The sequence below is a fragment of the Massilia sp. GER05 genome (assembly GCF_052056005.1).
In the GTDB taxonomy this organism is placed as follows: Bacteria; Pseudomonadota; Gammaproteobacteria; order Burkholderiales; family Burkholderiaceae_D; genus Telluria; species Telluria orientalis.
Genome location: NZ_CP178858.1, coordinates 4269598 through 4292957, shown reverse-complemented (window position 1 = coordinate 4292957; position 23360 = coordinate 4269598). Strand labels below are relative to the sequence as shown.

At 65.5% G+C, this 23360-nt stretch carries 20 protein-coding genes and 1 pseudogene; 7 read left to right on the top strand and 14 right to left on the bottom strand.

Going from position 1 to position 23360, the window contains the following annotated elements; genetic code table 11:
- Positions 1 to 5: 5 nt before the first annotated feature.
- From ACL58G_RS19050 to istA, 7 genes and pseudogenes are all read right to left on the bottom strand, one after another.
- A protein-coding gene (locus ACL58G_RS19050; RefSeq protein ID WP_440962797.1) for an IS3 family transposase occupies positions 6 to 1183 on the bottom strand; the annotation gives its coding sequence in 2 pieces (ribosomal slippage) (positions 6 to 916 and positions 916 to 1183; 1179 coding nt in all).
- 112 nt (positions 1184 to 1295) lie between these two features.
- Positions 1296 to 2158, bottom strand: a protein-coding gene (locus ACL58G_RS19045; RefSeq protein ID WP_413381855.1) for an IS5 family transposase whose coding sequence is annotated in 2 segments (ribosomal slippage) — positions 1296 to 1816 and positions 1816 to 2158 — 864 coding nt in all. Because the reading frame shifts where the segments join, the coding sequence is not laid out codon by codon here.
- Positions 2159 to 2212: 54 nt separating this feature from the next.
- Positions 2213 to 2782: pseudogene (locus tag ACL58G_RS19040) on the bottom strand (IS66 family transposase zinc-finger binding domain-containing protein); the annotation flags it as partial.
- Positions 2783 to 2812: 30 nt separating this feature from the next.
- Entirely contained in the window at positions 2813 to 3160 is a 348-nt protein-coding gene (tnpB, locus tag ACL58G_RS19035; protein WP_440962796.1) for an IS66 family insertion sequence element accessory protein TnpB, read from the bottom strand.
- A complete protein-coding gene (tnpA, locus tag ACL58G_RS19030; RefSeq protein WP_440962795.1) occupies positions 3157 to 3588 on the bottom strand; it encodes an IS66-like element accessory protein TnpA in 432 nt (143 codons plus the stop codon). Before tnpA ends, tnpB begins: the two co-directional genes overlap by 4 nt.
- Positions 3589 to 3597: 9 nt before the next feature.
- Positions 3598 to 4383, bottom strand: coding sequence for an IS21-like element helper ATPase IstB (istB, locus tag ACL58G_RS19025; RefSeq protein ID WP_413382469.1), 786 nt, complete (start codon positions 4381 to 4383; stop codon positions 3598 to 3600).
- Positions 4380 to 5459, bottom strand: a complete 1080-nt coding sequence (gene istA / locus ACL58G_RS19020) for an IS21 family transposase (protein ID WP_440962794.1) — start codon at positions 5457 to 5459, stop codon at positions 4380 to 4382. The genes istB and istA overlap by 4 nt, the downstream gene beginning before the upstream one ends.
- A 684-nt stretch (positions 5460 to 6143) precedes the next feature.
- Between istA and ACL58G_RS19015 the strand changes: the two genes are divergently transcribed.
- A complete protein-coding gene (locus ACL58G_RS19015; RefSeq protein WP_440962793.1) occupies positions 6144 to 6701 on the top strand; it encodes a hypothetical protein in 558 nt (185 codons plus the stop codon).
- A 211-nt stretch (positions 6702 to 6912) separates the two neighbouring features.
- Here the strand turns inward: ACL58G_RS19015 and ACL58G_RS19010 are convergent, their stop codons facing one another.
- The 3 genes from ACL58G_RS19010 to ACL58G_RS19000 form a co-directional block, all read right to left on the bottom strand.
- Positions 6913 to 7308 (bottom strand): VOC family protein, encoded by a 396-nt coding sequence (locus ACL58G_RS19010; RefSeq protein ID WP_440962792.1) that lies wholly within the window; start codon positions 7306 to 7308, stop codon positions 6913 to 6915.
- Positions 7309 to 7431: 123 nt separating this feature from the next.
- A complete protein-coding gene (locus tag ACL58G_RS19005; protein WP_413388950.1) occupies positions 7432 to 8325 on the bottom strand; it encodes an arginase family protein in 894 nt (297 codons plus the stop codon).
- Positions 8322 to 9083: a DUF6597 domain-containing transcriptional factor gene (locus tag ACL58G_RS19000; RefSeq protein WP_413388951.1), complete on the bottom strand. Its 762-nt coding sequence runs from the start codon at positions 9081 to 9083 to the stop codon at positions 8322 to 8324. The genes ACL58G_RS19005 and ACL58G_RS19000 overlap by 4 nt, the downstream gene beginning before the upstream one ends.
- Before the next feature lie 263 nt (positions 9084 to 9346).
- Here ACL58G_RS19000 and ACL58G_RS18995 point away from each other — a divergent pair, with 263 nt between their 5' ends.
- Positions 9347 to 9934 (top strand): hypothetical protein, encoded by a 588-nt coding sequence (locus ACL58G_RS18995; protein WP_440962791.1) that lies wholly within the window; start codon positions 9347 to 9349, stop codon positions 9932 to 9934.
- A gap of 2 nt (positions 9935 to 9936) precedes the next feature.
- Here the strand turns inward: ACL58G_RS18995 and ACL58G_RS18990 are convergent, their stop codons facing one another.
- Positions 9937 to 10527: a protein-S-isoprenylcysteine O-methyltransferase gene (locus tag ACL58G_RS18990; protein ID WP_413388953.1), complete on the bottom strand. Its 591-nt coding sequence runs from the start codon at positions 10525 to 10527 to the stop codon at positions 9937 to 9939.
- A 137-nt stretch (positions 10528 to 10664) separates the two neighbouring features.
- Between ACL58G_RS18990 and ACL58G_RS18985 the strand changes: the two genes are divergently transcribed.
- Positions 10665 to 11018: a translation initiation factor Sui1 gene (locus ACL58G_RS18985; protein WP_413388954.1), complete on the top strand. Its 354-nt coding sequence runs from the start codon at positions 10665 to 10667 to the stop codon at positions 11016 to 11018.
- Here ACL58G_RS18985 and ACL58G_RS18980 read toward each other — a convergent pair whose 3' ends face one another.
- The 3 genes from ACL58G_RS18980 to ACL58G_RS18970 all read right to left on the bottom strand — a co-directional run bounded on the left by ACL58G_RS18980 (position 11019) and on the right by ACL58G_RS18970 (position 14811).
- Positions 11019 to 13403 (bottom strand): DNA polymerase II, encoded by a 2385-nt coding sequence (locus ACL58G_RS18980; RefSeq protein ID WP_440962790.1) that lies wholly within the window; start codon positions 13401 to 13403, stop codon positions 11019 to 11021.
- Positions 13396 to 14193, bottom strand: a complete 798-nt coding sequence (locus ACL58G_RS18975; RefSeq protein ID WP_413388956.1) for a ferritin-like domain-containing protein — start codon at positions 14191 to 14193, stop codon at positions 13396 to 13398. Before ACL58G_RS18975 ends, ACL58G_RS18980 begins: the two co-directional genes overlap by 8 nt.
- Positions 14194 to 14256: 63 nt before the next feature.
- Positions 14257 to 14811 carry a hypothetical protein gene (locus tag ACL58G_RS18970; protein ID WP_413388957.1) on the bottom strand — a complete coding sequence of 185 codons (555 nt, stop codon included), beginning with the start codon at positions 14809 to 14811 and terminating at the stop codon, positions 14257 to 14259.
- Positions 14812 to 15085: 274 nt separating this feature from the next.
- Between ACL58G_RS18970 and ACL58G_RS18965 the strand changes: the two genes are divergently transcribed.
- The 4 genes from ACL58G_RS18965 to ACL58G_RS18950 all read left to right on the top strand — a co-directional run bounded on the left by ACL58G_RS18965 (position 15086) and on the right by ACL58G_RS18950 (position 23208).
- On the top strand, positions 15086 to 16102 hold the full coding sequence (locus ACL58G_RS18965) for a glycoside hydrolase family 53 protein (RefSeq protein WP_413388958.1): 1017 nt from the start codon (positions 15086 to 15088) through the stop codon (positions 16100 to 16102).
- A gap of 29 nt (positions 16103 to 16131) precedes the next feature.
- The gene (locus ACL58G_RS18960; protein WP_413388959.1) at positions 16132 to 17799 is read left to right on the top strand and encodes a sodium:solute symporter family transporter; all 1668 of its coding nucleotides are present in this window, start codon (positions 16132 to 16134) and stop codon (positions 17797 to 17799) included.
- 337 nt (positions 17800 to 18136) lie between these two features.
- A complete protein-coding gene (locus tag ACL58G_RS18955) occupies positions 18137 to 20764 on the top strand; it encodes a TonB-dependent receptor (RefSeq protein ID WP_440962789.1) in 2628 nt (875 codons plus the stop codon).
- Positions 20765 to 20772: 8 nt separating this feature from the next.
- A complete protein-coding gene (locus ACL58G_RS18950) occupies positions 20773 to 23208 on the top strand; it encodes a beta-galactosidase (protein WP_440962788.1) in 2436 nt (811 codons plus the stop codon).
- The last annotated feature ends 152 nt before the right edge of the window (positions 23209 to 23360 follow it).

Genomic DNA, 23360 nt, shown 5'->3' with positions numbered 1-23360 from the left:
AGTGGTCAAGTAATTTCGGACACCACGATAGATTCTTTTGCTGCCATGTTCCGCTCGAAGACGGTGGGCGGCAGGTTGCCCAGAACGGAGTTCAGCCGTTCGCAGTTGTAGAAGCCCACGATGTAGGCCGCGATGTCGATTCTGGCTTCGGCATGATTGGCATACTGGCGTTGCCAGACCCGTTCCATTTTCAGGTTCAGAAAGAAGCGTTCGGCGACCGCATTGTCCCAGCAATTTCCCTTCCGGCTCATGCTGCAGATATAGCCGTGCTTGGCCAGCAAAGTTTGGTATTCGGCGCTCGCGTACTGGCTGCCGCGATCGGAATGGACCACCAGGCCCGGCGCCGGTTGCCGGTGCCCGATGGCCATGTTCAGGGCCTCGCACACCAGGCTGGCAGGCATGCTTGGCGCCATGGCCCAGCCCACCACCCGACGCGAAAACAGATCGAGCACGACCGCCAAATAAAGCCAGCCGGCGCCAGTTCGGATATACGTGATATCGGAGGCGTAGGCCACGTTCGGTGCCACCGGATTGAACCGACGACCCAGCACATTGGCGGCTACCGGCAAGGCATGTTTGCTGTCGGTTGTGTGAATGAATTTACGCTTCCAGACGGGTTTCAGCTCAGCTTGCCGCATCAGCCGCCGCACTTTATGGCGGCCGATTTGCAGCCCGTCGTTGGCCAGGGCGGCCACGATCCTGCGGCTGCCGTAGCTTTGATGGCTTGCCGCGAAAGCGGCCCGCACATGCACGCTGGCCTTGCACACGGCGGGCTGGGCGGCACGTCGCCGGGCCTCGTAAAAACCAGAACGGCTCACTCCCAGCACCCGGCAGCACTGGGCAACGTTGAGGGCCTTCTTTTGCAGCTCGTCGATGAGTCGGTAACTCATTTCAGTTCGCGGGCAAAGAAGGCCGATGCCTTCTTTAATATCTCCACGTCCCCCCGCAACTGACGGTTTTCCTGCTCAAGCTGACGAATGCGCTGCTGCTCTGGCGTGAGCGGCTTGCCGATGCCTGGTTGCCCCGCCTGCTCATCCTCGTATTGCTTTACCCAGCGCCGTACCGCGCTCGGGCCGATGCTCATGCTCTCGCTAACATGCTGGACGCTCAGGCCCTGCTCTTTAATCATACGGACGACTTCCAGCTTCAGACTGGTATCGAATTTTCGGCGCTGCCTTGTCATGTAAAACTCCTCGGATGGTGGATTGTCCACCTATCGAGGTGTCCGGGCAAATTAGACCACTACAACCAGCACGTGCGCCAGCAAGCCCGGGCTAGGGCGTGTCTGACTGACCTCAGAGCAGCCATAAAACAATTGTCGCCACAAGCACGGCGGTGAAGAAGTTATGGCCGCGTTTATCGTATCGCGTTGCGACGGCGCGGAAGTCTTTTAATCGGTTGATGGCGCGCTCGACGACGTTACGCCCCTTGTACGCTTCAGCGTCGAAGCGCGGTGGCGATCCGCCCCGACGCCCTTTGCGCAGCCGGTTTTTCTGTGCATCGAGTCGTTCCGGGCAGACGCAGCGAATTCCCCGCTGCTGGATCTCTCGCCGATAATGACGCGCGCCATATGCCCGGTCGACACGTAGGCACGTCGGGCGTTTGCGCGGACGCCCTCGTCCCGATCGGGGCACGGAGATGGCATCAAGGACGGTGCCGATGTTCGCCGCGTCGCTGCATTGCCCGGCTGTGACTACGAAAGATAAAGGCAAGCCATGCCCGTCTACGCAGAGATGGATTTTGCTGGTGAGGCCACCACGCGAATGTCCCAGCCACTCGTCAGTTACATCCCCCTTTTTTCTGACGAAGGAAGCGTCTTCCGGGCGCCGGCCGCACTTCGTTGCGCCTTCACATGGGTCGCGTCAAGCGCAGCGCCATCCCAGTCGATGCGGCCAGACGCATCCGCTGCCGCTTGCATGATCTTGAGAAGGCGGTGCCATGTACCGTTGCGCGACCAGCGCACAAACCTGTCGTAGCAGGTCTGCCAGGGACCGTAGCGAGGCGGAATGTCGCGCCAGGGCGCGCCAGTTCGCAATCGCCACAAGATCCCGTTGATCACATGTCGATGCCCGACATACGCATGACCGTGACGTGGATTGGGCGGCAAATGTGGCTCCAGCTGCCGCCATTGCTGTTCAGTTAGATCAGTTCGGCTCATCGCCATCTGACCAACCAAACAAAATTTCGTTCACTCAGTCAGACAGACCCTAGCCAGGCCACGTTCGATGGGCCGGCTGGCTGCCGGGGCCTGTACGATGCGGTCGCAGCAGGCACACGCCAGCTTGGGACGCACGTAACGGATGACGCGGAAATTGGCCGGCACAAATTCTAGCTGCTCCGACACATCCTCGCCCAAGGGGGCGAGTTTGCCGTTGCAGTCCGGGCAGACGTCCACGCTGGGATACAGCACGCGTTCCTCGCGCGGCAAGTCGGCAGGCAGCGGCTTGCACTCGGCCTTCTTGCGTGGTGCGACGTCTGCCGGCGCCTTTGCTTCGGCCACCGCCTCCTCGGCTTCCAGGTCTTCAAGCTTGAGTTCCAGTTGCTCGATTTGCTGGTCGAGCTTTTCGGAGCGCCGGCCGAACTGCATGCGCTTGAGCTTGGCCAGCACCAGCTTCAAATGCTCGATCTCGGCGGTGCGCGTCGACAGTTCGGCCGACAGGTGCGCCACGCGTGCCTCGCTGGCCTGCAATGCCGTCTGGCTAACCTGCAATGCCGCCTCGCGCGCCAGCAGCATCGCTTTCAAGGCATCGATATCGTCGGGCAGGTGGGAGGCATCAAACATGCGGGCCAGTTTACGCGGCTCAGCCGACGTTTACAAGGCCGACTGCGGGCGCCAGGTGCGCTCGGGCCGGCGCCAGTCGATCCCCTCCAGTAGCATCGAGAGCTGGGCTTGCGTCATCGTTACCGTCCCCTCGGCCGCTTGCGGCCAGATGAAGCGCCCGCGCTCGAGCCGTTTGCACAGCAGGCGTAGCCCGTCGCCGGTCCACCACAGCACTTTCACCAGGTCGCCGCGCCGGCCACGGAACACGAACACGTGGCCGCTGTACGGGTCTTCCCGCAGGGCCGTCTCCACTTTCGCGGCCAGGCCATTGAAGCCCGAGCGCATGTCGGTGACGCCGGCGGCCAGCCAGATGCGCGTGCCGGCAGGTAGCCCAATCATGGACGCAACCCTTGCAGCACCAGCGCCAGCGTCGCCGGATCGGGCGTACCGCGAATGCAGACCGTGGCCTGGCCCAACTGGATTTCGATGGTGCCCGCGACCCCAGCGCGAAGCGAATCGTTCCGCTCGGCCGTCAACGCGACCGGCAGAAACTGCGTCTTCGTCGGGCCCAGCAAACCTGCGCGCAACTGGCGGCGCCAGCGAAATACCATGTTCGTGTTCAGCCCGTGCTGCATCGCCAGCTGGGCTACCGACACCGCCTCGTCGCACGCCTGTTCCGCGAGCCGTCGCTTGAACTCCAGAGGATAGTTCGTGCTGCGCCGACGCTTCCTTTGCCCCGCTTCACCCGCTGTCAACGGCGATTGAAAACTGATACAGATTTCGTCATGCCAGCGATTTAAAACTGATACACCGCCGTCGCCGAACACCGTCCGTGTTCAGCCCAGTTCTGCAACGTCGTTCCCCCTCATCATTCCGGCCTGTCGCTGGTGTTTCAAGCGATAGCTTTCCCCTGCAATCGGCACGATATGCGCATGGTGCAGCAACCGGTCGAGCAGGGCCGCAGTCAGCGTCGTGTCCTGCGCGAAGGTCGTGTCCCATTGCCCGAACGGCAGGTTGCTGGTCACGACCAGGCTGCTGCGCTCGTACATGGCCGCGATCACCTGGAAGAACAAATTGGCCTGTTCCCGGTTCATCGGCAAGTAGCCGATCTCGTCGATGATCAGGAGCCGATATGCCTTGATCGCGCGGTGCATCACCGCCTTCAGATTGTTCTGCGTGTGCGCCGTCGTCAACGCCAGCAACAGGTCGGCTGCCGTCGTGAAGCGCGTCTTGATGCCGGCCTGCGTGGCCTTGTAACCGAGGGCCATTGCCAAGTGCGTCTTGCCCACGCCGCTGGGGCCGACCAGTACCACGTTTTCATGCCGTTCGACGAAGCCCAGGCCGGCCAACTCCTCGACCTGGCTGCGTTTGACGCCCTTGGCAAAGTCGTAGTTGAACTCATCCAGCGTCTTCACTGCCGGGAATCCGGCCAGCCGGGTCAGCGTGCTTTGCTTGCGCACATTGCGTCCAGCTACTTCCTCCCTCAGCAAGCCTTCCAGGAAGTCGCTGTAGGCCGTTCCCTGCTTGGCTGCCTTCTGGGTTGCGGCGCTGTAGCCCTGCGCCACGAACGGCAGGTTCAGGCTCTCGCACAGCGCCGCGATCCGCTCATGCTGCAGATTCATGCCACCACTCCTTCCGATACCCGCATCAGCAGCGCGTCGTAGACCTGCAGCGGATGCTGTACCGGAGAAGGTTGCGCGATCCGCTCCACCACTGCCGCCGGCCGTGGTGCCGCAGGCGCCGTTACTGCCGGTTGCGGCCGGGCTGCCGCAATGTCTGCCCGCCACGGTGCTGGCAGTGGCTGCAGGTGCTCCGACTCCCGCTTCAACGCCGCGGCTGGCGGCTCCCCGGTGGTGCCGTGGATGCGTGCATTGGCCACTTCTTGCAACCAGTGAGCCACTTCCACGTTGGCCGTTACGACATCAAGCTTCTGGCCGCTCTGCGCCAGCCGGCTCACCAGCGGCACGTAGAACGAACGGCGCAGATAACCGTTGAAGCGTTCGACCTTGCCCTTGGTCTTGGCACGGTACGGCTGGCACAGCTTGATCACAAAGCCGCTATGCCTGGCATAGTCCAGGAAGCCGGCATGGAAGCGGTGCTCGCCTTCGCCGTAAGCGTCGCGCTCCAGTACCACCGTCTTCATGTTGTCGTACAGGACCCGCCGCGTCACGCCACCGAAGGCAGCGAAAGCGCGCTCGTGGCAAGCGATCAGGGTTTCCACCTTCATGTTGCTGACGAACTCCACATAGCTGGCCCGGCTAAAGCCGAGCGTGGCGCAAAATGCATACAGCGGCGCGCTGCCCTTGCGGAACTCGACCCAGTCCACCTGCAGCTGCTCGCCCATCGCCGTCTCGAAACGCACCACCGGATCTACCGGCGGCGTCGGGCGCAGCGTGCGCATGAAGGCGCGCAGCTGGCTCATGCCGCCTTCGTAGCCGCGCGCTGCGATCTCACGGTACAGCACCGTGGCTGGAATCGTATCGGGCTGGGCGGCCTGCTGCCGATCCCTCAGATACCGCTCGAATTGCGCCAGCTTCGTCTGGCGCTTGACCTTGCGCTCGTACTTCGGCACGGCCTCCAGAGCCAGATGCCGGCGCACCGTGTTCACTGCGCAGCCGACTTCAGCGGCAATCTGCCGAAGGCTCAACCCATGCTTCTTCAGTAGCTTGACTTCCACGTACACCTCTTTGGGTTTCAAGGCCGCTCCGCAAAGCGGCCATCTTCTCAAATCGGTGTATCAGTTTTCAATCGCTGCCTGTATCAGTTTACAACCGCTGCTGACACCCGCCAAGATAGTCCCCGTTAAAAATAATGGGGACTATGTTGACTAGCGCGCTATCGCGTGTCTACACGGTGCTGGGTTGACGCTTACGTTGACGCAGAAGCGCTGCAATATTTCAAGTGAGCCTGCGCGCTACGATGCTACAAGGATGTTTTACCTCGACAATAAGCTTGGTAATTTCGAGCTCAAGATAGTTGGTCACTAGCGCGACTGCACGGCATGGGATATTAGCCCACCTGTCGGGCTGCAACGCGATACACTTTATCGAAGATGTTTGGCCAATGAGTGGCCTTACCGCTAAGGCCGAAAAAATATGACTCTAGAGCGTTTTGCCATTGAAGCACCTTCTGACTTGCCGGGCATTGTTCAGTTCGACACTGTCGAACTGGATAAGCTCGGGTACCCGTCACCTCTACGAAAGCAGGTCATCGAAGCACTGCTGCGGTGGCGCTGCCGTGTCCCGGACGCTTGGCGTTATGTGGTTCAGGTCAAGAAAGGGAAAGTCAAGTTAAAGCCGCTTTCACCTGGTCACGGCGCCTGCGCCTGTCCGCTTATCACGACGTCAGCGTTCGGCACAGTGACCGGAGGTTACCAGTTATCGTGCTGGTGCTGGAGTCGCCCCACAAAGACGAATACCGACTTAATCGCCGACGCAACTACCTTGTGCCCAAAGGTCCGGCGCAGGCAATGGGCGGCGCCGACGCCGGGGGAGCAATAGCGGAATATGGCCCTGGGATTCTAGAGCAGCTTGTGGTCCTCAAGGGATTGGCGAACGGCGACTATGCGCTCCTCATTGTCAATCCGGTGCCGTATCTAACGTCGCTTCATTGGCTTGGCGTCCTGACGGGCAAGGTAACTCGCCCGGAGGGGAAACTCAACAAAGACGTGCGCAATCATGTCTGGAACCAGCTTTGGGCGCTGCAGTGGATGCAGGCGGACTTTCTATCTCGTACTGCGTCCTATGCTCCCGCCGCAGTGTTGAACTGCTGTACGTCGAAACTCCAGCGCGCCGTTACCAGTGCATTGTGTCGAGCAGGATATGGCCCGGTAAGCGTGTATGCGTCGCACCCGGCAGTAACTTGGCAAACCGGTAAGCCTGGCGGCAATGGCCGCCCTGTCAAGGTTCGATCCGTCTCATGCAAGGGCTGTCGATGCTGACATTCGTGTGCCCCGCCAAATGGCGCCACGCTGCATACGTCACACGAAGGCGTGACCATCGGTGCTCACTATTATCGAACACTCGGCAGGAGGGACGCAGTCGTCCGTTCAAGCAAAAATACCCCGGCTTTTGAAGTAAAAATGCCGCTCGCCGGCGGCCGGCGCCCGGGATCGATTGTAAGGTTGAACGGCCGAGTTCGACCCATAGCGGTCATTCGCGGCATGGCGACTGGACGGACGCGTTGATGACCGCCTCGATCCGGTACCCCTCAGGATCGAAAACGAAGGCTGCATAGTAGCCATCACCATATTCCGGTCGAGGTCCTGGTGCGCCGTTGCATCGTCCACCATGGCGCAGCGCAGCAGTATGGAATTCGTGTACCTGATTCGGCTCCGTGGCTGCGAAGGCCAAGTGAAAGCCTTCTCCGGGAATCATGACTTGCGTCGCTCGTTTCAAGCACAGCTTATCGTCACCGCCTTCATACCCGTAGCCCACGGCTTCGTCGTCAGCAAAGACGCGGGTGTACCCCAAGGGTTTTAAAACCGCGTCATAGAAGGCAGAGGCACGGTCGAGGTCAGAAACCGCAATAGACAAGTGGTGCAGCATATTTCCTTATTTGATAGGTCCGCTTTTGGCCGATAGCGGACGGTCGGCACGGTCCAGTGTACCCGGCTGTTGCCTGTAGAGCAACTAAGCGGTTTTGTTAGGGGCTCCAATTCCGGCGTCGGGTCAGCGCCCGAACGGCAGCCTGCCCAGCAGCCCGACGAGCGTGCGGGCATGGCGTCCGTCCGGATCGAGCTCGGGATCGAACACGGTGACGGTCATGCCGATGCAGCGTGCGTCGGACAGGAGGCCGGACAGGATCGCCACGAGATCGTCCGGCGCGATGCCCGGCGCGCCCGGGCTGTCGACCGCGGGCATCACGGCTTCGTCGAGCACGTCGACGTCCAGGTGAATCCAGAAGCGCTTGTCCAGGCGTTGCCGCGTGCGATCCAGCACGGCCTGCGGCCCGATCTCGTTCGCCGTGAACACGTCGATGCGTTCGAAGCCGGTGTCGTTCACGTCCGCCCAGGCGAAGTCGGGACGCCGCCCGTCCCGCTCGCCGATCTGAACGACGTCGCGATCCCGCACCAGGGGCGACTCCACGCCGGGCCAGTCGGTCATCAGCGCCTCGCCGCGGCCCGTGGCCAGCGCGAGGTCCATGCCCGCGACGGCACCCGGCATGCTGTCCGGATCGTAGTTGCCCGGGTGGCGGAAATCGCTGTGGCCATCCACGTGGACGAGCGCCAGCGGCCCGCGGCGCCGCGCGCCGGCCAGTGCCCCCAGCAGGATCGAGCAGTCGCCGCCGACGACCAACGCGAATTCGCCGCGCGCACCGGCCGCCGCCACGTGGTCGGCCAGGGCCAGGTTGAAGTCACGCATCGCGAAGCCGTTGCGCAGCCGCGTGCCGGGATCGGGCCCCGGCTTCCAGGACGGCCGTGGCATGACGATGGGCGCGCCGCCGCCCACGGCGTCCAGCAGGCCGGCTTCGATCAAGGCGGCGGGTGCGCGCCATGTGCCGGGTTCGTGGCCGGGGCGGAGGGGGCGGAGTCCGAGATTCGATGGGGCGGCAATGACGATCATGGCGCGCCATGCAGGAAGGAGTCCGGGGTGGCGTCGGCGAACTGGCGGAACGCGTGGATGAGATGCGACTGGTCGTAGTAGCCGCAATCGACCGCGAGGCGCGCCCAGTCCACGCCGGCGTCCCGGCCGCGCAGCGTCGCGTGCGCGCGGCGGAAGCGGCACACCATGGCGAAGGTCTTCGCATGCAGGCCCACGCGTTCGCGGAACAGCGTGGCGAGGTGCTGGCGCGTGACGCCCAGGCCATCCGCCAGCGTGTCGATACGCACGGCCCCGCCGCTTGCCTCGATCCGCAGGACGGCTGCCCGCGCGAGCGCATCCGCCCGCGCCGGTCCGCGCGTGCGCAGGCGCGCGAGTAACGCCTGTTCGATGATGGCAAGGCGCTGTGCCGTCGTGCGCTCGCGCTCCCACAAGTCGGCCGCCAGCGCTTCCGCGTCGGCACGCGGCCACAGGTCGGCCAGGGCTGGATGGCCGTCCTGCAATTCGGACAGCGGGACGTCGACGAAGGCACGCGCGGCGCCGGGCAGGAAGCGCACGGCCACCGTCAGCACCGGATCACGCATCTCGACATGGTGCGGACGCGACATCATGCCCGCCACCTTGCCGAGCGGCCAGGAATCTTGCCACAGGATGTCGATGCAATTGTCGGGCAGCACGCGCGTGCGCACGGGCGCACCGTCCGGGACGGCGTGGCTCGTCCACAGGCAGGCTACGTGGCCGGCCAGCGCGGGATGCGGCGGGAATTCGCGGTACAGGTGCATGGTGGCGTCAGTATGGCACGCGCCGTGCCGTGGCCTTCACGCCGAGCGCGATGGCGGCGGCAAGCTGGATCCATGGCCTGGATGATGTCGTCATGCACGTCTCCCGATGTCGAGCCGTGATGGTGCCACGGCCGCCAACGCCAAAGTGCACGCATTCTCACCGGACCCTATCAGAATGGACAGGAAGGCCGCGCTGGCGGGTTGCGTATTGACGCCTATACTGACTTGATTCGTCTTCAGCCACCGACCCTGGGAGACACAGCATGAACGCAGCCCACCGCACCTGCCTTGCATTCGCCCTCGCCGCCGCCAGCGCGGCACCGTACGCCGCCGCACCCGGCCCGTTCCCGGACAGCGACATGGACGCCGCCACCGCATTGAGCGACACCAACAGCCGCGCCATGCGCGGCCGCGAAATCGTGCCGCCCGGCGTGATCCTGAACCTGAAGGGCAAGCAGAGGAACCTCGTGTGGCAGGGCAGCTATATCGTCAACACGACGGGCTGCATCGACTGCCATACGCACCCGACGTATTCGCCCGGCGGCGATCCGTTCCAGGGCCAGCCCGAGCGCGTGAATGCCGAGCAATACATGTCCGGCGGGCGCCAGTTCGGCCCCTTCACGGCACCGAACCTCACGCCGGACAACGCGGGCCGCCCGGCCGGCCTCACGCGCGAGGAATTCGTGAAGACACTGCGCACGGGCCACAATCCGCACGACCCGGCCGGCCAGATCCTGCAGGTGATGCCGTGGCCGGCCGTCGGCAAGATGACGACGCGGGACCTGTACGCCATCTACGAATACCTGCGCGCGATTCCATCGTTGCCGGACAACCCGAATCCGGGGCCCTGACCTTATTGCCTGACGGACGGCAGCAGGCGCTTGGTACGCGCCTTGTAGTCGGCATAGGCTTGGCCGAAATGCTCCAGCATCATGTCTTCCTCGTGCTCGATGCGCGAGGCATACAGGATGCTGAATGCGAGCAGGAACGCCGGCCCCACGACGGCGTTCCCGATCAGCAGCAGTTGCGCGGTGGCGATGAGGAACAGGGCCGTGTACATCGGATGCCGTATGCGGCTGTAGATGCCTTCGGAGACCAGGTGGTGCGCTTCCTTGACCTGGAGCGTCGGCGAGAACTGCCGGCCCAGGTCGCGGTGCGATTTCCAGAACAGGAAGACGCCCAGCACCGCAAGCGCGGCGCCGGGGCCGCCGACGATGGGCCGTACCACGTAGTCGGCGAAATCGAACCATGGCGTGAAGAGGTACAGGAACGGCAGCGTCGTCGAGCCCGTGAACACGAGCAGCAGGCAAAACTTCTCGAACACCCCTTCGCGCGATTCGACGGCCCTGGTGTTCCTGTGCCTGATTTCGAGCGGCGCGCGGATGGCGAAACAGGCACAGAACATCGCGAGAAAGACCGCATCGAACATGCCGGCATGATGCATGACCACCCCCTGTTGTTTTCGTTGAACCCCGCGCCGGATAGTAACATCGTATTTACAGAAGTGCACGACCGGGATGGGAGACGCCGAGCGGACCGGGCTGGTAAACTCACGGGAATAGCCATCACTCACGACACACCATGAAGCATTCGAACGGAGGCCTCGTCTATTCCACCGAGAGCGGCCGCATGTGCCCCGGCTGCCGGCAGCCGGTCGCGGCGTGCACCTGCAAGACCGGCCCGGCACTCGTCGGCGACGGCAACGTGCGCGTCGCGCGCCAGACGAAGGGCCGCGGCGGCAAGGCCGTCACGCTCGTCAAGGGACTGGCGCTCGATGCCGCCGCCCTCGCCGCGCTGGGCAAGCAGCTGCGCACCGCGTGCGGTTCGGGCGGCACCGTGAAGGACGGCGTGATCGAGGTCCAGGGCGACCACTGCGACCGCATCATGGAAGAACTGACGACGCTCGGCCACCGGCCGAAGCGCGCCGGCGGTTGATCAGAACAGCGCGCCCTGCGGACTGGTAAGCCTCGTGAAACTGTCGTCCAAAAACGGCAGGATGCCGTCCGCGATGGGTTCCAGCTGCTTCGTCAGGTAGTGTTCGTAGTCGATGGGCGTGCGGCTCGTGTCCAGCGTCTCCAGCGGTTCCGGTCCCGCCGTCGTCATCACGTAGCGGATCCAGCCGCCGTTGCGGTATTGCGCGGGCCGGCCCTGGCGCACGTGGAATTCGTCCGCGGCGCGCGCCGCGCGCACGTGCGGCGGCACGTTGCGCTCATACTCCACCAGCGGGCGGCGCAGGCGCTTGCGGTACACGAGCTGCCCGTCCAGGTCGCCCCGGAGGGTTCGCGCCACGTAGTCGCGCACGTAGTCCTCGTACGGCTCGCCGCGGAACACGCGCCCGTAGAGCTCCTGCTGGAACGCCTGCGCGAGCGGCGTCCAGTCCGTGCGGACCGTCTCCAGGCCCTTGAACACGAGGTCGTCGCTGCCGTCCTTGCGGCGCACGAGGCCCGCGTAGCGTTTCTTGCTGCCCTCGTCCGAGCCGCGCACGGTGGGCATCAGGAACCGGCGGAAGTGCGTCTCGTATTCGAGTTCGAGCGCGCTTTCCAGGCGCAGTTCGTTGTGCAGATAATCGCGCCACCATGCGTTCACATGGTCCACGAGCGCGCGGCCGATGCGTTCCGCGGCGTCGTCCGCATGCGCGCGCCCGAGCCACACGAACGTCGAATCCGTGTCGCCGTAGATCACCTGGTAGCCCTGCGCCTCGATCAGTTCACGGGTGCGGTGCATGATCTCGTGGCCGCGCATCGTGATCGACGACGCCAGGCGCGAGTCGAAGAACCGGCACGCCGTCGTGCCAAGCACCCCGTACATCGAGTTCATGATGATCTTTAAAGCCTGCGACAGCGGCGCGTTGCGTTCGCGCTTGGCGGCATCGCGGCCCTGCCACACGCGCGTGACGATGCCGGGCAGGCAGTGCTGCGTGCGCGAGAAGCGCGCGCCGCGGAAGCCCGGCACCGTGTCCGCTTCCGGCTCCTCGAGGCCCGCGACGAGGCCGACCGGATCGATCAGGAACGTGCGGATGATCGACGGGTACAGGCTTTTATAGTCCAGCACCAGCACCGAGTCGTACAGCCCGGAGCGCGAATCCATCACGAACCCGCCGGGACTGTCCGCGCCCGGCACGTCGCCGATGTTCGGCGCCACGCGGCCCAGCCGGTGCATCAGCGGGATGTACGCGTGCTCGAACGCGGCGACGGAACCGCCGCTGCGGTCGGCCGCCATGCCCGTCACGCTGGCGCGCTCCAGCAGGAAGGTCATCAGGTCCGATTTCGCGAAGATGCGCGTGACGAGCACGCAGTCCTGCAGGTTGTATGTCGCGAGCGCCGGCTTGTCCTCGGCGAACATGCGGTCGATTTCCGCCATGCGGTCGTACGGGTTGTCGATCGCCTTGCCCTCGCCCAGCAGGCTTTGCGCCACGTGCTCCAGCGAGAACGACGGGAAGCTCCACGTCGCCCCGCGCAGCGCCTCGATGCCGTCGATAACGAGGCGCCCGGCGATGCCGGCGAAGTAATGCTCCTGCCGGCCGCCGTGTTCGCGCCATTCGATCGCGCTGCCGTCGCGGCCGAGGCGCAGCGGGCGCTGCATCTGCTGCGCGTGCTGCTGCAGCACGCGCAGGTCGAACTGGACGAGGTTCCAGCCGATGATCGCGTCCGGATCGAACCGCCGGATCCAGTCTTCCAGCCGGTCGAGCAGGTCGCGCCGCGTGGCCACGACCTCGTAGTCGAAATCGAGCCCGGACGCATCGCCGTTCGCCGGGCCAAGCATGTAGACCTGGCGCTGGCCGCAGCCCTCGAGCGCGATCGAACGCAGCTCGCCCTGCATCGTCGTCTCGATGTCCAGCGAGACGGTCGACAGCACGGGGCGGTAGTCCTGCGCCGGCGTCAGGCGCGCGTCCACGAGGAGCTGCGGATCGTGCGGGTCGGGCGTGCCCGTGAACGTGACGGGCGCCATGATGAAGCGCTCCATCAGGTAGCGTTCGGGCGGACGGATATCGGCTTCATAGACGTCGATGCCGTGCTCGCGCAGGCGCTTTTCCAGGCGCAGGAGGTGGCGGTACTGCGTGCAGTACAGGCCCAGCACGGGACGGTGGCGGAAGTCGCACAGCGACAGCTCGCGCAGTTCCGCGCCCCGTTCGCGTGCGAGCAGCAGGCGCACCGTGTCGCCCTGCTCCGCCGGGACGAACGCGACGGCCGGCTGCGGCCCGAGACGCACGCGCCGTGGTCCGTCCGGCGTCGCGAGCCAGAACTCGACTTCGACGCCGGCGTCCGTATCGCGCCAGTGGCGCGTCAGCAGGAACCCCTGCGTGTCCATGGTGTCAGGCATCCGCGAGACGAGCCAGTTCCACTTCGGTGAAACCGGCCTGGCGCCGCGCCTCCACGTTGAAGGGGCCCTTCAGCACGGGCGCCTTGTACTGTACCGTCAGCGCATCGTAGGTGGCGACCGGTTCCAGGCCGCGCTGGGCGCAGAGATAAAAAAACCAGCGGTTGCCGATTTCCACGTGGCCCACCTCGTCGCGCAGCAGCACGTCGAGGATGCGGGCGGCCGCGTCGTCGCCGGCCTGCGCCAGCTTCGCGCGCAGCGGCGGGATGGCATCGAGGCCGCGCGCTTCCATCGTGCGCGGCACGAGGGCCATGCGCGCGAGGACGTCGCCGCTCGTCTTCGCGACCATCTCCCACAGGCTGTCGTGGCCGGGGAAATCGCCATAGGCCCATCCGAGCGTGCGCAAATGCGCCGCCAGCAGCGTGAAATGGTGGGCTTCCTCGGCCGCGACGCGCAGCCAGTCCGTGTAGTAGGCGTCCGGCATGCCCGGGAAGCGCCAGATCGCATCCAGCGCGAGGTTGACGGCATTGAACTCGATGTGGGCCAGCGCGTGGACGAGCATCGCGCGGCCTTCGTCCGTCGCCATCGAGCGGCGGCCGACGAGGCGCGGCGGCACGAGTTCCGGCCGCGCGGGACGGCCCGGAATGGCCGCGTCGCCCGCGCTGAGCACGGCGGCGCTGTCGAGCCGCACCGCCCCGGCGCGACAGGCGTCGGCCAGCGCGGCCACGCCCGCCGTCTTGGCGGCGGCATCCGTCTCGATCAATAATTCCAGCGCGCGGTCGCGAAGCGCCATCGTGGTCCTCTGCGGCAAAAGGCGGCAGTTTACCATTCGGCGCCCCGCGGCGCGAGACAGCCCTTACTGTTGCTGCTGCTGGACCGGCACCGTGCTGCCTTGCGGCGGCTGGTCGGGCGCCCGGTTGTCCGACGGGTCCACGCGCGGCGGCGGCAGGCCGCCCGTCTGGCCGGAGCTCGGCGCGATCGCGTCGTCCTTGCCGTTGACGGTGTCGGCGCCGGAACCGGTCGCGCCCATGCTGGAGCTGCCGTAGGCGGTGCTGCCGGACGACTGGTCAGGCGTGGCCGGGGCCGTCGTCGTGGAAACGACGCGCTCCGTCACCTCGCCGCGCGGCGCCTGGGCCAGCAGTTGCGGCGCGCTGGCCATGTCGCGCTGGTAGACCATGCGCGCTTCCTTGAGGCAGGAAGCTCGTTTGGCGGACGACTTCTTCTTGCATGCCGTCTGCTGCTCGGCGTACGCCGCGTTGATTTCCTTCTTCAGCGTGGCCATGCGCTGGGCTTTCGTCTTGTCGCCCTGCGTCCACCGCGCCGGATCTTTTGCCGCCATCGCGGGCGAGCCGGCCGCGCACAGCGCGCACGCCAGCGCGACGCCGCGCAGGATACATGTTGCTTTGCTCATCTCGACCTCCTGATTCCAATAAGGCGACGCCGACCGGCGTCAGCCGGAACCCCGCCCGAATCGACGGGTACGGGACCAGTATAGTTCGAGAGCGCTGATGACCTGCGTTCCTTTCTCCTTATCAAAAGAATACCGGATGTTTCAAGGGAAACATTGCCGCCATACGAATATTTCATAGGTGACGCGAAAAATGGATGGGGTGCGCATGGCATTTCCTGCCTAGAATCCCGGTTTGCTGCCAGATTGATAATAACGATAACGACCACGGAGACCGATGAAGCACACCTTTTCCGCCCTCGCGGCCGCATTTGCGTTCGGACTTGTGCTGGGGATTCCCTTCGCACACGCCGCCGACGTGAACTTCGCCAAGGGCGCCGACGTCGGCTGGGTCAGCGAAATGGAGGCGGCCGGCCGGGTATTCCGCAACCGCGACGGCAAGACCGCAGACCTGTTCGCCATCCTCAAGGAACAGGGCATGGACGCCATCCGCCTGCGCGCGTGGGTGAACCCGGAGGATGGCTGGAACGACACGGCGGACGTCGTCGCGAAAGCGAAGCGCGCCCAGGCCGCCGGCATGCGCGTCATGATCGATTTCCATTACAGCGATTCCTGGGCCGACCCGCAGCAGCAGACGAAACCGAAGGCCTGGGCCGGGTACACCGTGCCGCAACTGGCCGACGCCGTCGCGGCGCACACGCGGTCCGTGCTGACCGCCCTGCGCGACGCGGGCGTCACGCCGACCTGGGTCCAGGTCGGCAACGAGACCCGCACCGGCCTGCTGTGGCCCGAGGGCGACGCAACAAAACACATGGACAACTACGCGCGCTTCGTCGACAGCGGCTATGGCGCCGTCAAGCAGGTGTTCCCGGACGCGATCGTGATCGTCCACGTCGACAACTGCCACGACAACGCGACGTTCCGCTGGAACTTCGACGGCCTGAAGGCGCACGGCGCGCGCTTCGACATGATCGGCGCGTCGTCCTACCCGACGACCGCAAAGAACCACACGTGGCAAAGCGCCACGGCCGCCTGCCTCGCCAACCTCAACGACATGGTGCACCGCTACGGCAAACCGGTGATCCTGTCCGAGGTCGGCGTGCCCTGGGACCACCCGGACGGCAAGGCGGTCATCGCCGACCTGATCGCCAAGGCGCGCGCCGTCGATGGCGGCATGGCACGCGGCGTGTTTTATTGGGAGCCCGAGGCTTACGACTGGAAGGGCTATCCGATGGGCGCCTTTGACCGCGGCGGCAAGCCGACCGCGATCATGGACGCCTTCCTGGAGCGCTGAAACGCGCGAATCACAACCGAGACAAACCTATGAATCTGATTTCCCGCCTCGACGCCATCGTCTTCCTGTTCTACTTCGTCGTAGTCGCAGGCTACGGCCTGTGGGTCTACCGCCGCAAGAAGAGCGCGAATACGTCCGCCTCGCACGACTACTTCCTGGCCGAAGGTTCCCTCACCTGGTGGGCCATCGGCGCCTCGCTGATCGCCTCGAACATCTCCGCCGAGCAGTTCATCGGCATGAGCGGTTCGGGCTTCCGCATCGGCATGGCCATCGCCGTGTACGAACTGATGGCCGCCGCCACGCTCGTCATCGTCGCCGTGTTCTTCATGCCGGTCTACCTGAAGAACCACATCTACACGATGCCGCAGTTCCTCGAACAGCGCTACGGCAAGGCCGTCGCCACGACGATGGCCCTGTTCTGGCTCGGCCTGTACGTCGTCGTCAACCTGACCTCGATCCTGTACCTGGGCGCGCTGGCCATCGGCAGCGTCACCGGCATCGGCGTGCTGCCCTGCATGCTGTTCCTCGCCGTCTTCGCCGCCATCATCACCCTGGGCGGCATGAAGGTCATCGGCTACACGGACGTCATCCAGGTGACCTGCCTCGTCATCGGCGGCCTCGTGACCACGTGGCTGGCCCTCGACCTCGTCGCCAAACTGGGCAACGGCCACGGCGCGCTGCAAGGCTTCTCGACCTTGTACAACTCGACCCGCGACCACTTCGAGATGGTGCTGGGCCGCGACAACCCGAACTACATGGACCTGCCGGGCCTGTCCACGCTGATCGGCGGCATGTGGATCGTGAACCTGAACTACTGGGGCTGCAACCAGTACATCACGCAGCGCGCGCTGGGCGCCGACCTGCCGACGGCCCGCAAAGGCCTGCTGTTCGCCGCGTTCCTGAAACTGCTGATGCCGGTCATCGTCGTCATGCCGGGTATCGCCGCGTTCGCGCTGGACCGTTCCGGCGCGCTGGGCGACGCGATGCGCGTCGGCGGCGAACTGAATCCGGACCGCGCCTACCCCACCCTGCTGGCACTGCTGCCGTCGGGCCTGAAAGGCATCGCGTTCGCGGCACTGACCGCGGCCGTCGTCGCGTCGCTGGCCGGCAAGGCCAACTCGATCGCCACGATCTTCACGCTCGACATCTACCAGAAGCGCCTGCATCCGAACGTCACCGAGCAGAAGATGGTGTGGATCGGCCGCATGACCGTCGTCGTGTCGATGCTGCTGGCCGTGCTGATCGCCCCGCTGATGGGCATCGACAAGAAAGGCGGCTTCCAGTACATCCAGGAATACACGGGCTTCGTCTCGCCGGGCATCCTGGCCATGTTCCTGCTGGGCTTCTTCTGGAAAAAGACCACGTCCAGCGCCGCGATGTTCGCGACCGTGGGCGGTCTCGTGTTCTCGATCATCCTGAAGTTCCTGCCGGGGATGATGGACCTGTCCTTCCTCGCCCCGATCGGCTTCGCCCACGACAACGGCTCGGGCGTGTATGAGATCCCGTTCCTGGACCGCATGTTCATCGTGTTCTGGCTGGTCGTCGCGGGCATGGTCCTGCTCAGCACCGTGTTCGCCCGCGGCAAGGTGAAGGGTCTGATCGTCGACACCAAGCTGTTCAAGGTCGACGGCGCGTTCGCCCTCGGCTCGGCCGTCATCTGCGTGGTGCTGGCCACGATCTACGGCATGTGGTGGTGATATGCAATCGTGGGCACGGGGTGCCCACTCTACAGCCTACGGCATGTGGTGGTGATATGCAATCGTGGGCACGGGGTGCCCACTCTACAGCCATGACGTAGGGTGGGCTCCCCGAGCCCACCAAGCGCCAGCAATTCCAAGGCAGCCTGCGGGCTGCCTCTTTTTTTATGTTTTTCACCAGGCTATATGAACTTCGTATATACGCTGGTGAAAAACATAATGGTTGTACTCCTTGCAACGCGACAGAATGCCGGTCAGTCGCTTGATTGGTTCGCTCGACGCACCAACAAAGTCGACAACAACACATAAGTCTAAACGACAAAAGCAAGGAGATTACATGCAGCAGAAAACCCTGAGCGTACTCGTACGCTCGCTCTTCCCATTGTTCGTCCTCCCCGCCGTCCCCGCCCTCGCCCAGCAGGCACCGCAAACCGCATCGGCCGAACCGGCCGCGGGCGGCGACACCGCCGTGCAGCAGGTCGTCGTGTCCGGCATCCGCGCGTCCGTGCGCAGCGCCCTCTCCGTCAAGGAGAACTCCAACAGCATGGTCGAAGTCGTCGCCTCCGAAGACATCGGCAAACTGCCCGACACCACCATCGCCGAATCGCTGGCGCGCCTCCCGGGCCTCGCCGCCGGTCTCGATCGCGGCAACGCCAGCCAGATCGTCGCGCGCGGCATGGGCGAACGCTTCATCGGCGCCACGCTGAACGGCCGCGAACTCGCATCGTCCGAGCCGAACCGCGCGGTGCGCTTCGAGCAGTTCCCGTCCGAGTCGCTGTCCGGCGCCATCGTCTACAAGACGCAGAACGCCGACCTCGTCGAAGGCGGCGTCGCGACGACCATCGACCTGCAGACCGTGCAGCCGCTGAAGTACAACGGCCCCCAGGCGTCGCTGAAGGCCGACGCGCTGTACTACCCGCTGGCGAAAGACGTCGATGCGCAGGCCGTGCGCCCGCGCCTGGGCGGCATCTGGATCGACCAGTTCGCGAACAAGACCATCGGTGCGGCCGTCGCGTTCAGCTACCAGAAGCAGCCGTCGATCGAAGAACGCAAGAACCACTGGGGCTTCAACGAAGACCATTCCGCCGACCTGAATGGCGACGGCAAAGTCGACAAGACGCCGTGGGGTTTCGAGGATGAGCTCAAGAGCGGCACCAATGAACGCAGCAGCGTGCTGGGCAAGCTGGAATGGAAGGCGAGCCCCGACGCCCTGATCACGGCCGACCTGTACTTCGCCCGCAACAAGATCCGCGAGCCGAGCGTCCAGCACTGGACCGGCGACGTCGGCAACTGGGACGGCTGGCAGACCGGGAATTACTCGAACGTCGACATCCGCAACGGCTACGTCACCGGCGCGACCGTCAAGGACGTCAGCCTGACCACGCACAGCACGCGCTGGATCCAGAACATGGACAACTTCGCCGGTGGCCTGAACGGCAAGTTCAACGTGGGCGACTGGAAGGTCGAGGCGGACGTCGCCACGTCGCGCGCGAGCCGCGCCAGCCAGTGGGCCGACGTGCGCAACACGACCGCGAACAACGGCACCCTGTCCTGGGCCTTCACCGGCAACGAGCAGCAGTCGTATTCGTACAGCCAGGACACCGGCAACCTCGCGACGTTCGGCGCGCCGCAGCTGGTCATCGACAATGACGGCCACGTGCACGACCGCCTCGATTCCGCGCAGCTCTCCGGCGCGCTGCCGCTGGACCTGGGCCCCGTCAACCGCCTCAAGATCGGCGCGCGCTTCGCCGACCGCGAGAAGTCGTACCGCCAGACCACGTGGAACATCTCGCCGAACAATGCGGCGATCCCGGCCTCCGCGTACACCACCATCAACGTGCCGGGCTACTTCCCCGCGCTGATGCTGAACGATTTCGAAGGCACCGTGTCCTCCACGTTCGGTCCGGGCGCCCTCGATGCGGCGGGCCGTACGCCGACCGCGAACGACCTGCTGGCCGGCTGGCGCGTCAAGGAGCGCACGAGCGCCCTGTATGCGCAGGCGGACCTGGACGGCGAGATGTTCGGCCTGAAGTACCGCGGCAATGCGGGCGTGCGCGTCCTGCACACCAGCCAGACGGGCGAAGGCATGGAGTCCGTGAACGGCGCGGCGCCGACGGCGGTGTCGGGCGGCGCCTCGTACACGAAGGCCCTGCCGAGCATGAACCTGATCTTCGGCCTCGACGAAGAGCAGAAACACCAGGTGCGCTTCTCGCTGGCCCGTGCCATGTCGCGTGCGCCGATGGACGAGATGCGCGCATCGCGCCAGATCTCGATGGACACGACGCCGGGCTCGCAGCAGCCGCTGACGGGCAGCGCCGGTAACCCGGGCCTGCTGCCGATGATGGCCAACCAGGCCGACCTCGCGTACCAGTGGTACTTCGACAAGGGCTCGCTGTTCTCGGCCGCGCTGTTCTACAAGCAGATCGGCAGCTACATCGGCATCACGACCGACACGACGACCATCGGCAACCGCCAGGCGGTCATCACCCGTTCCATCAACGGCGAAGGCGGCTATGTGCGCGGCCTGGAGCTGGTGTACCAGCACGCGTTCACGCGCCTGCCGGCACCGTTCGACGGCCTGGGCGTCGCCGCGAACTGGTCGTACAACGAGAGCGACATCCACGAGTACACCAATAACTTCCCGATGGAAGGCCTGATGCGCAACAACGGCGGCGTCACGCTCTGGTACGAAAAGAACGGCTTCGAGGCCCGCCTGTCCGCCAACTACCACAGCCCGTTCGTGCGCATGCCCCGCTGGACGGCCGGGTACATGGCGGAAAACGGCGAGGAGACATACGTCACCGCGAACTTCTCGTACTACCTGACGCCGCAGCTGCAGCTGCGCGTGGGCCTGGACAACATCACGAACCAGAAAGTGGTCTACACGCAGAACGCGAACGCCTACATGCAGAACGTGATGGAATACGGCCGCCGCTACAACGTGGGCCTCTCGTACAAGTTCTGATGATGACGATGACCCGACCCACACTGCTCCGCGCCGCCGTGCTGCTGGCCTTCGCCGGCCCCGGCATGGCGGGCGCGGAACAACTCCTCACCGTCGACGCCACGGCGCCGGCGCCCGATCCGCGCACCGGCACCATCAAGCTGGGCACGGCGACGGCGCCGGGCGGCCACACGCTCGGCATCAACAACCAGTACCTTACGCGCGACGGCAAGCCCTGGCTGCCGGTGATGGGCGAGTTCCACTACACGCGCAGCCCGGCCGCCAGCTGGGATGCCGAACTCGCCAAGATGAAATCGGCCGGCATCGACATCGTCGCCAGCTACATCATCTGGAACCACCACGAAGCGGCCGAGGGTAAATTCGACTGGTCCGGCAACCGCGACCTGCGCCGCTTCGTGCAGCTCGCGCGCAAGCACGGGCTGGACGTCGTCGTGCGCGTCGGCCCGTGGTCGCACGCCGAAGTGCGCTACGGCGGCTTCCCGGACTGGGTGGTCGACGCGATGCCCACGCGCGGCAACGATCCGACTTACCTCCGTTACGTGGAACGCTACTACCGCGAGATCGGGCGCCAGCTGGACGGCCTGCTGTACAAGCAGGGCGGCCCGGTGATCGGCGCGCAGATCGAAAACGAGTACAACCTGGCCGGCCCGGGCCGCGGCGCGGAGCACATCCGCACGTTGAAGGGGCTTGCCGTGAAGGCGGGCATCGACGTGCCCTACTACACCGTCACCGGCTGGGACCAGACCCTGTACCCGTCCGGCGAAGTCACCCCGGTGTTCGGCGGCTACCCGGACGAGCCGTGGGCGACCAGTACCAAGGAATTGCCGCCGAAGGAGACGTACGCGTTCCGTTTCGACACGCGCGTGAGCGGCGACCTCGGTGCCCAGACCCGCGCGAGCCAGCAGGGCACGGCCGAGACGGACATCGACAAGACCCCGTTCCTCGGCGCGGAATACGGCGCGGGCCTGCCCGCCATGTACCGCCGCCGCACGCTGGTCTCCAGCGACGACATCGCGGCCATGCTGCCCGTGCAGCTGGGCTCCGGCGTCAACCTGATGGGGTACTACATGTTCCACGGCGGGCGCAATCCCGTCGGCGGCACGACCCTCGAGGAAAGCACGAAGAGCGGCGGCTACAACGACGTCCCGGCGATCAACTACGACTTCAATGCGCCGCTGGGCCCGGACGGCCAGCAGCGCGCCGTGCTGGCGAGCCTGCGTCCGTTCCACTGGTTCCTGCACGACTTCGGCGCGCGCCTGGCGCCGATGACCGTGCGCAAACCGGACGTCGTGCCGAAGGATCCGGCCGATCTAGATACGCCGCGGTGGTCCGTGCGCAGCCGCGGCGATGCCGCGTTCCTGTTCTACGCTGGCCACATCCGCCAGTATCCGACGCCGGCGCGCGAGCAGGTCCGCTTCGCGGTCAAGCTGCCCGGCGGCACGGTAACGCTGCCCCGTCAACCTGTCGACCTGCCGGCCGGTGCCTACTTCGCCTGGCCCGTCAATTTCGACTTAGGTGACGAGCGCGGCCAGCGCCTGACGTATGCGACGGCGCAGCCGCTCGCTCGGCTGGACGGCGGCACGTGGGTGTTCGCGGCGCAGGACGGCGTCCCCGTCGAATTCGCGTTCGGCGCGAAAGCCCGCGGCTGCGTGCAGGCCCCGCGCGCGCACGTCGACGAGGGTGCCAGCGCGGTCGTCGTTGACGGCATCCAGCCCGGCCTCGATGCGGCGTTCACGGTGCGTTGCCCGGGCGCGAAGCCGCTGACGGTACTCGTGCTGTCGCAGGCGCAGGCGCGCCAGGCGGCGATCGGGACGTTCCAGGGCCAGCGCCGGCTCGTGCTCAGCGAGGCGCAGGCGTACTTCGACGGCGGGCGGCTCGTCCTCCGGAGCGCGGGCCAGCCGCACGTGCGCGCGGCCGTCTATCCATCGACGACGCTGAAGAGCGCCGGCCGCGACGGCCTGTTCCAGGTGTTCGACACGACGCTGCCGCCGCGCGACGTCGCGGTCGCGGTGAAGCCGCTGCGCGACGCCCAGCCGGCGCGTCCGATCCGCATCGGCGGCAACGCCAATGCGGCCGTGCCGCCGGATCCGGAAGCGTTCGGCGCGTCGGCCGCGTGGCTGCTCGACGTCGGGGCGGCGAATCGGTCGAAGGACGTGGACAGCCTGCTGCTCGACATCGACTTCACGGGCGACGTGGCCCGCCTGTTCGATGGCACGCGCATGGTCGACGACTGGTATTACAACGGCCAGCGCTGGCAATTCGACCTGGGTAACCTGCCCGCGCAGCGCCAGGGTCCGCTGACCTTGACCGTGCTGCCCCTTCGGGCGGATGCGCCGATCTACCTGCCGCGCGAGCACCGGCCCGACTTCGGCGGCAAGCCGCAGCTGGCCGAGCTGAAGGGCGTGAAGGTGGTGCCGGTCTACCGCGTCGAGATCGGCAAGTAGTCGATACCCCCACCGGTGGGGCGAGACCGTCCATGGCGCGAATGTCAAGATGCGCGCCATGGACACGTCAACCACCGGAGTTATTCCGCAGCCGCTCCCACGGCGCGGCGCAATGCTCGAGACGTTCGAGCGTTGCGTCGTCGGCGCCGCAC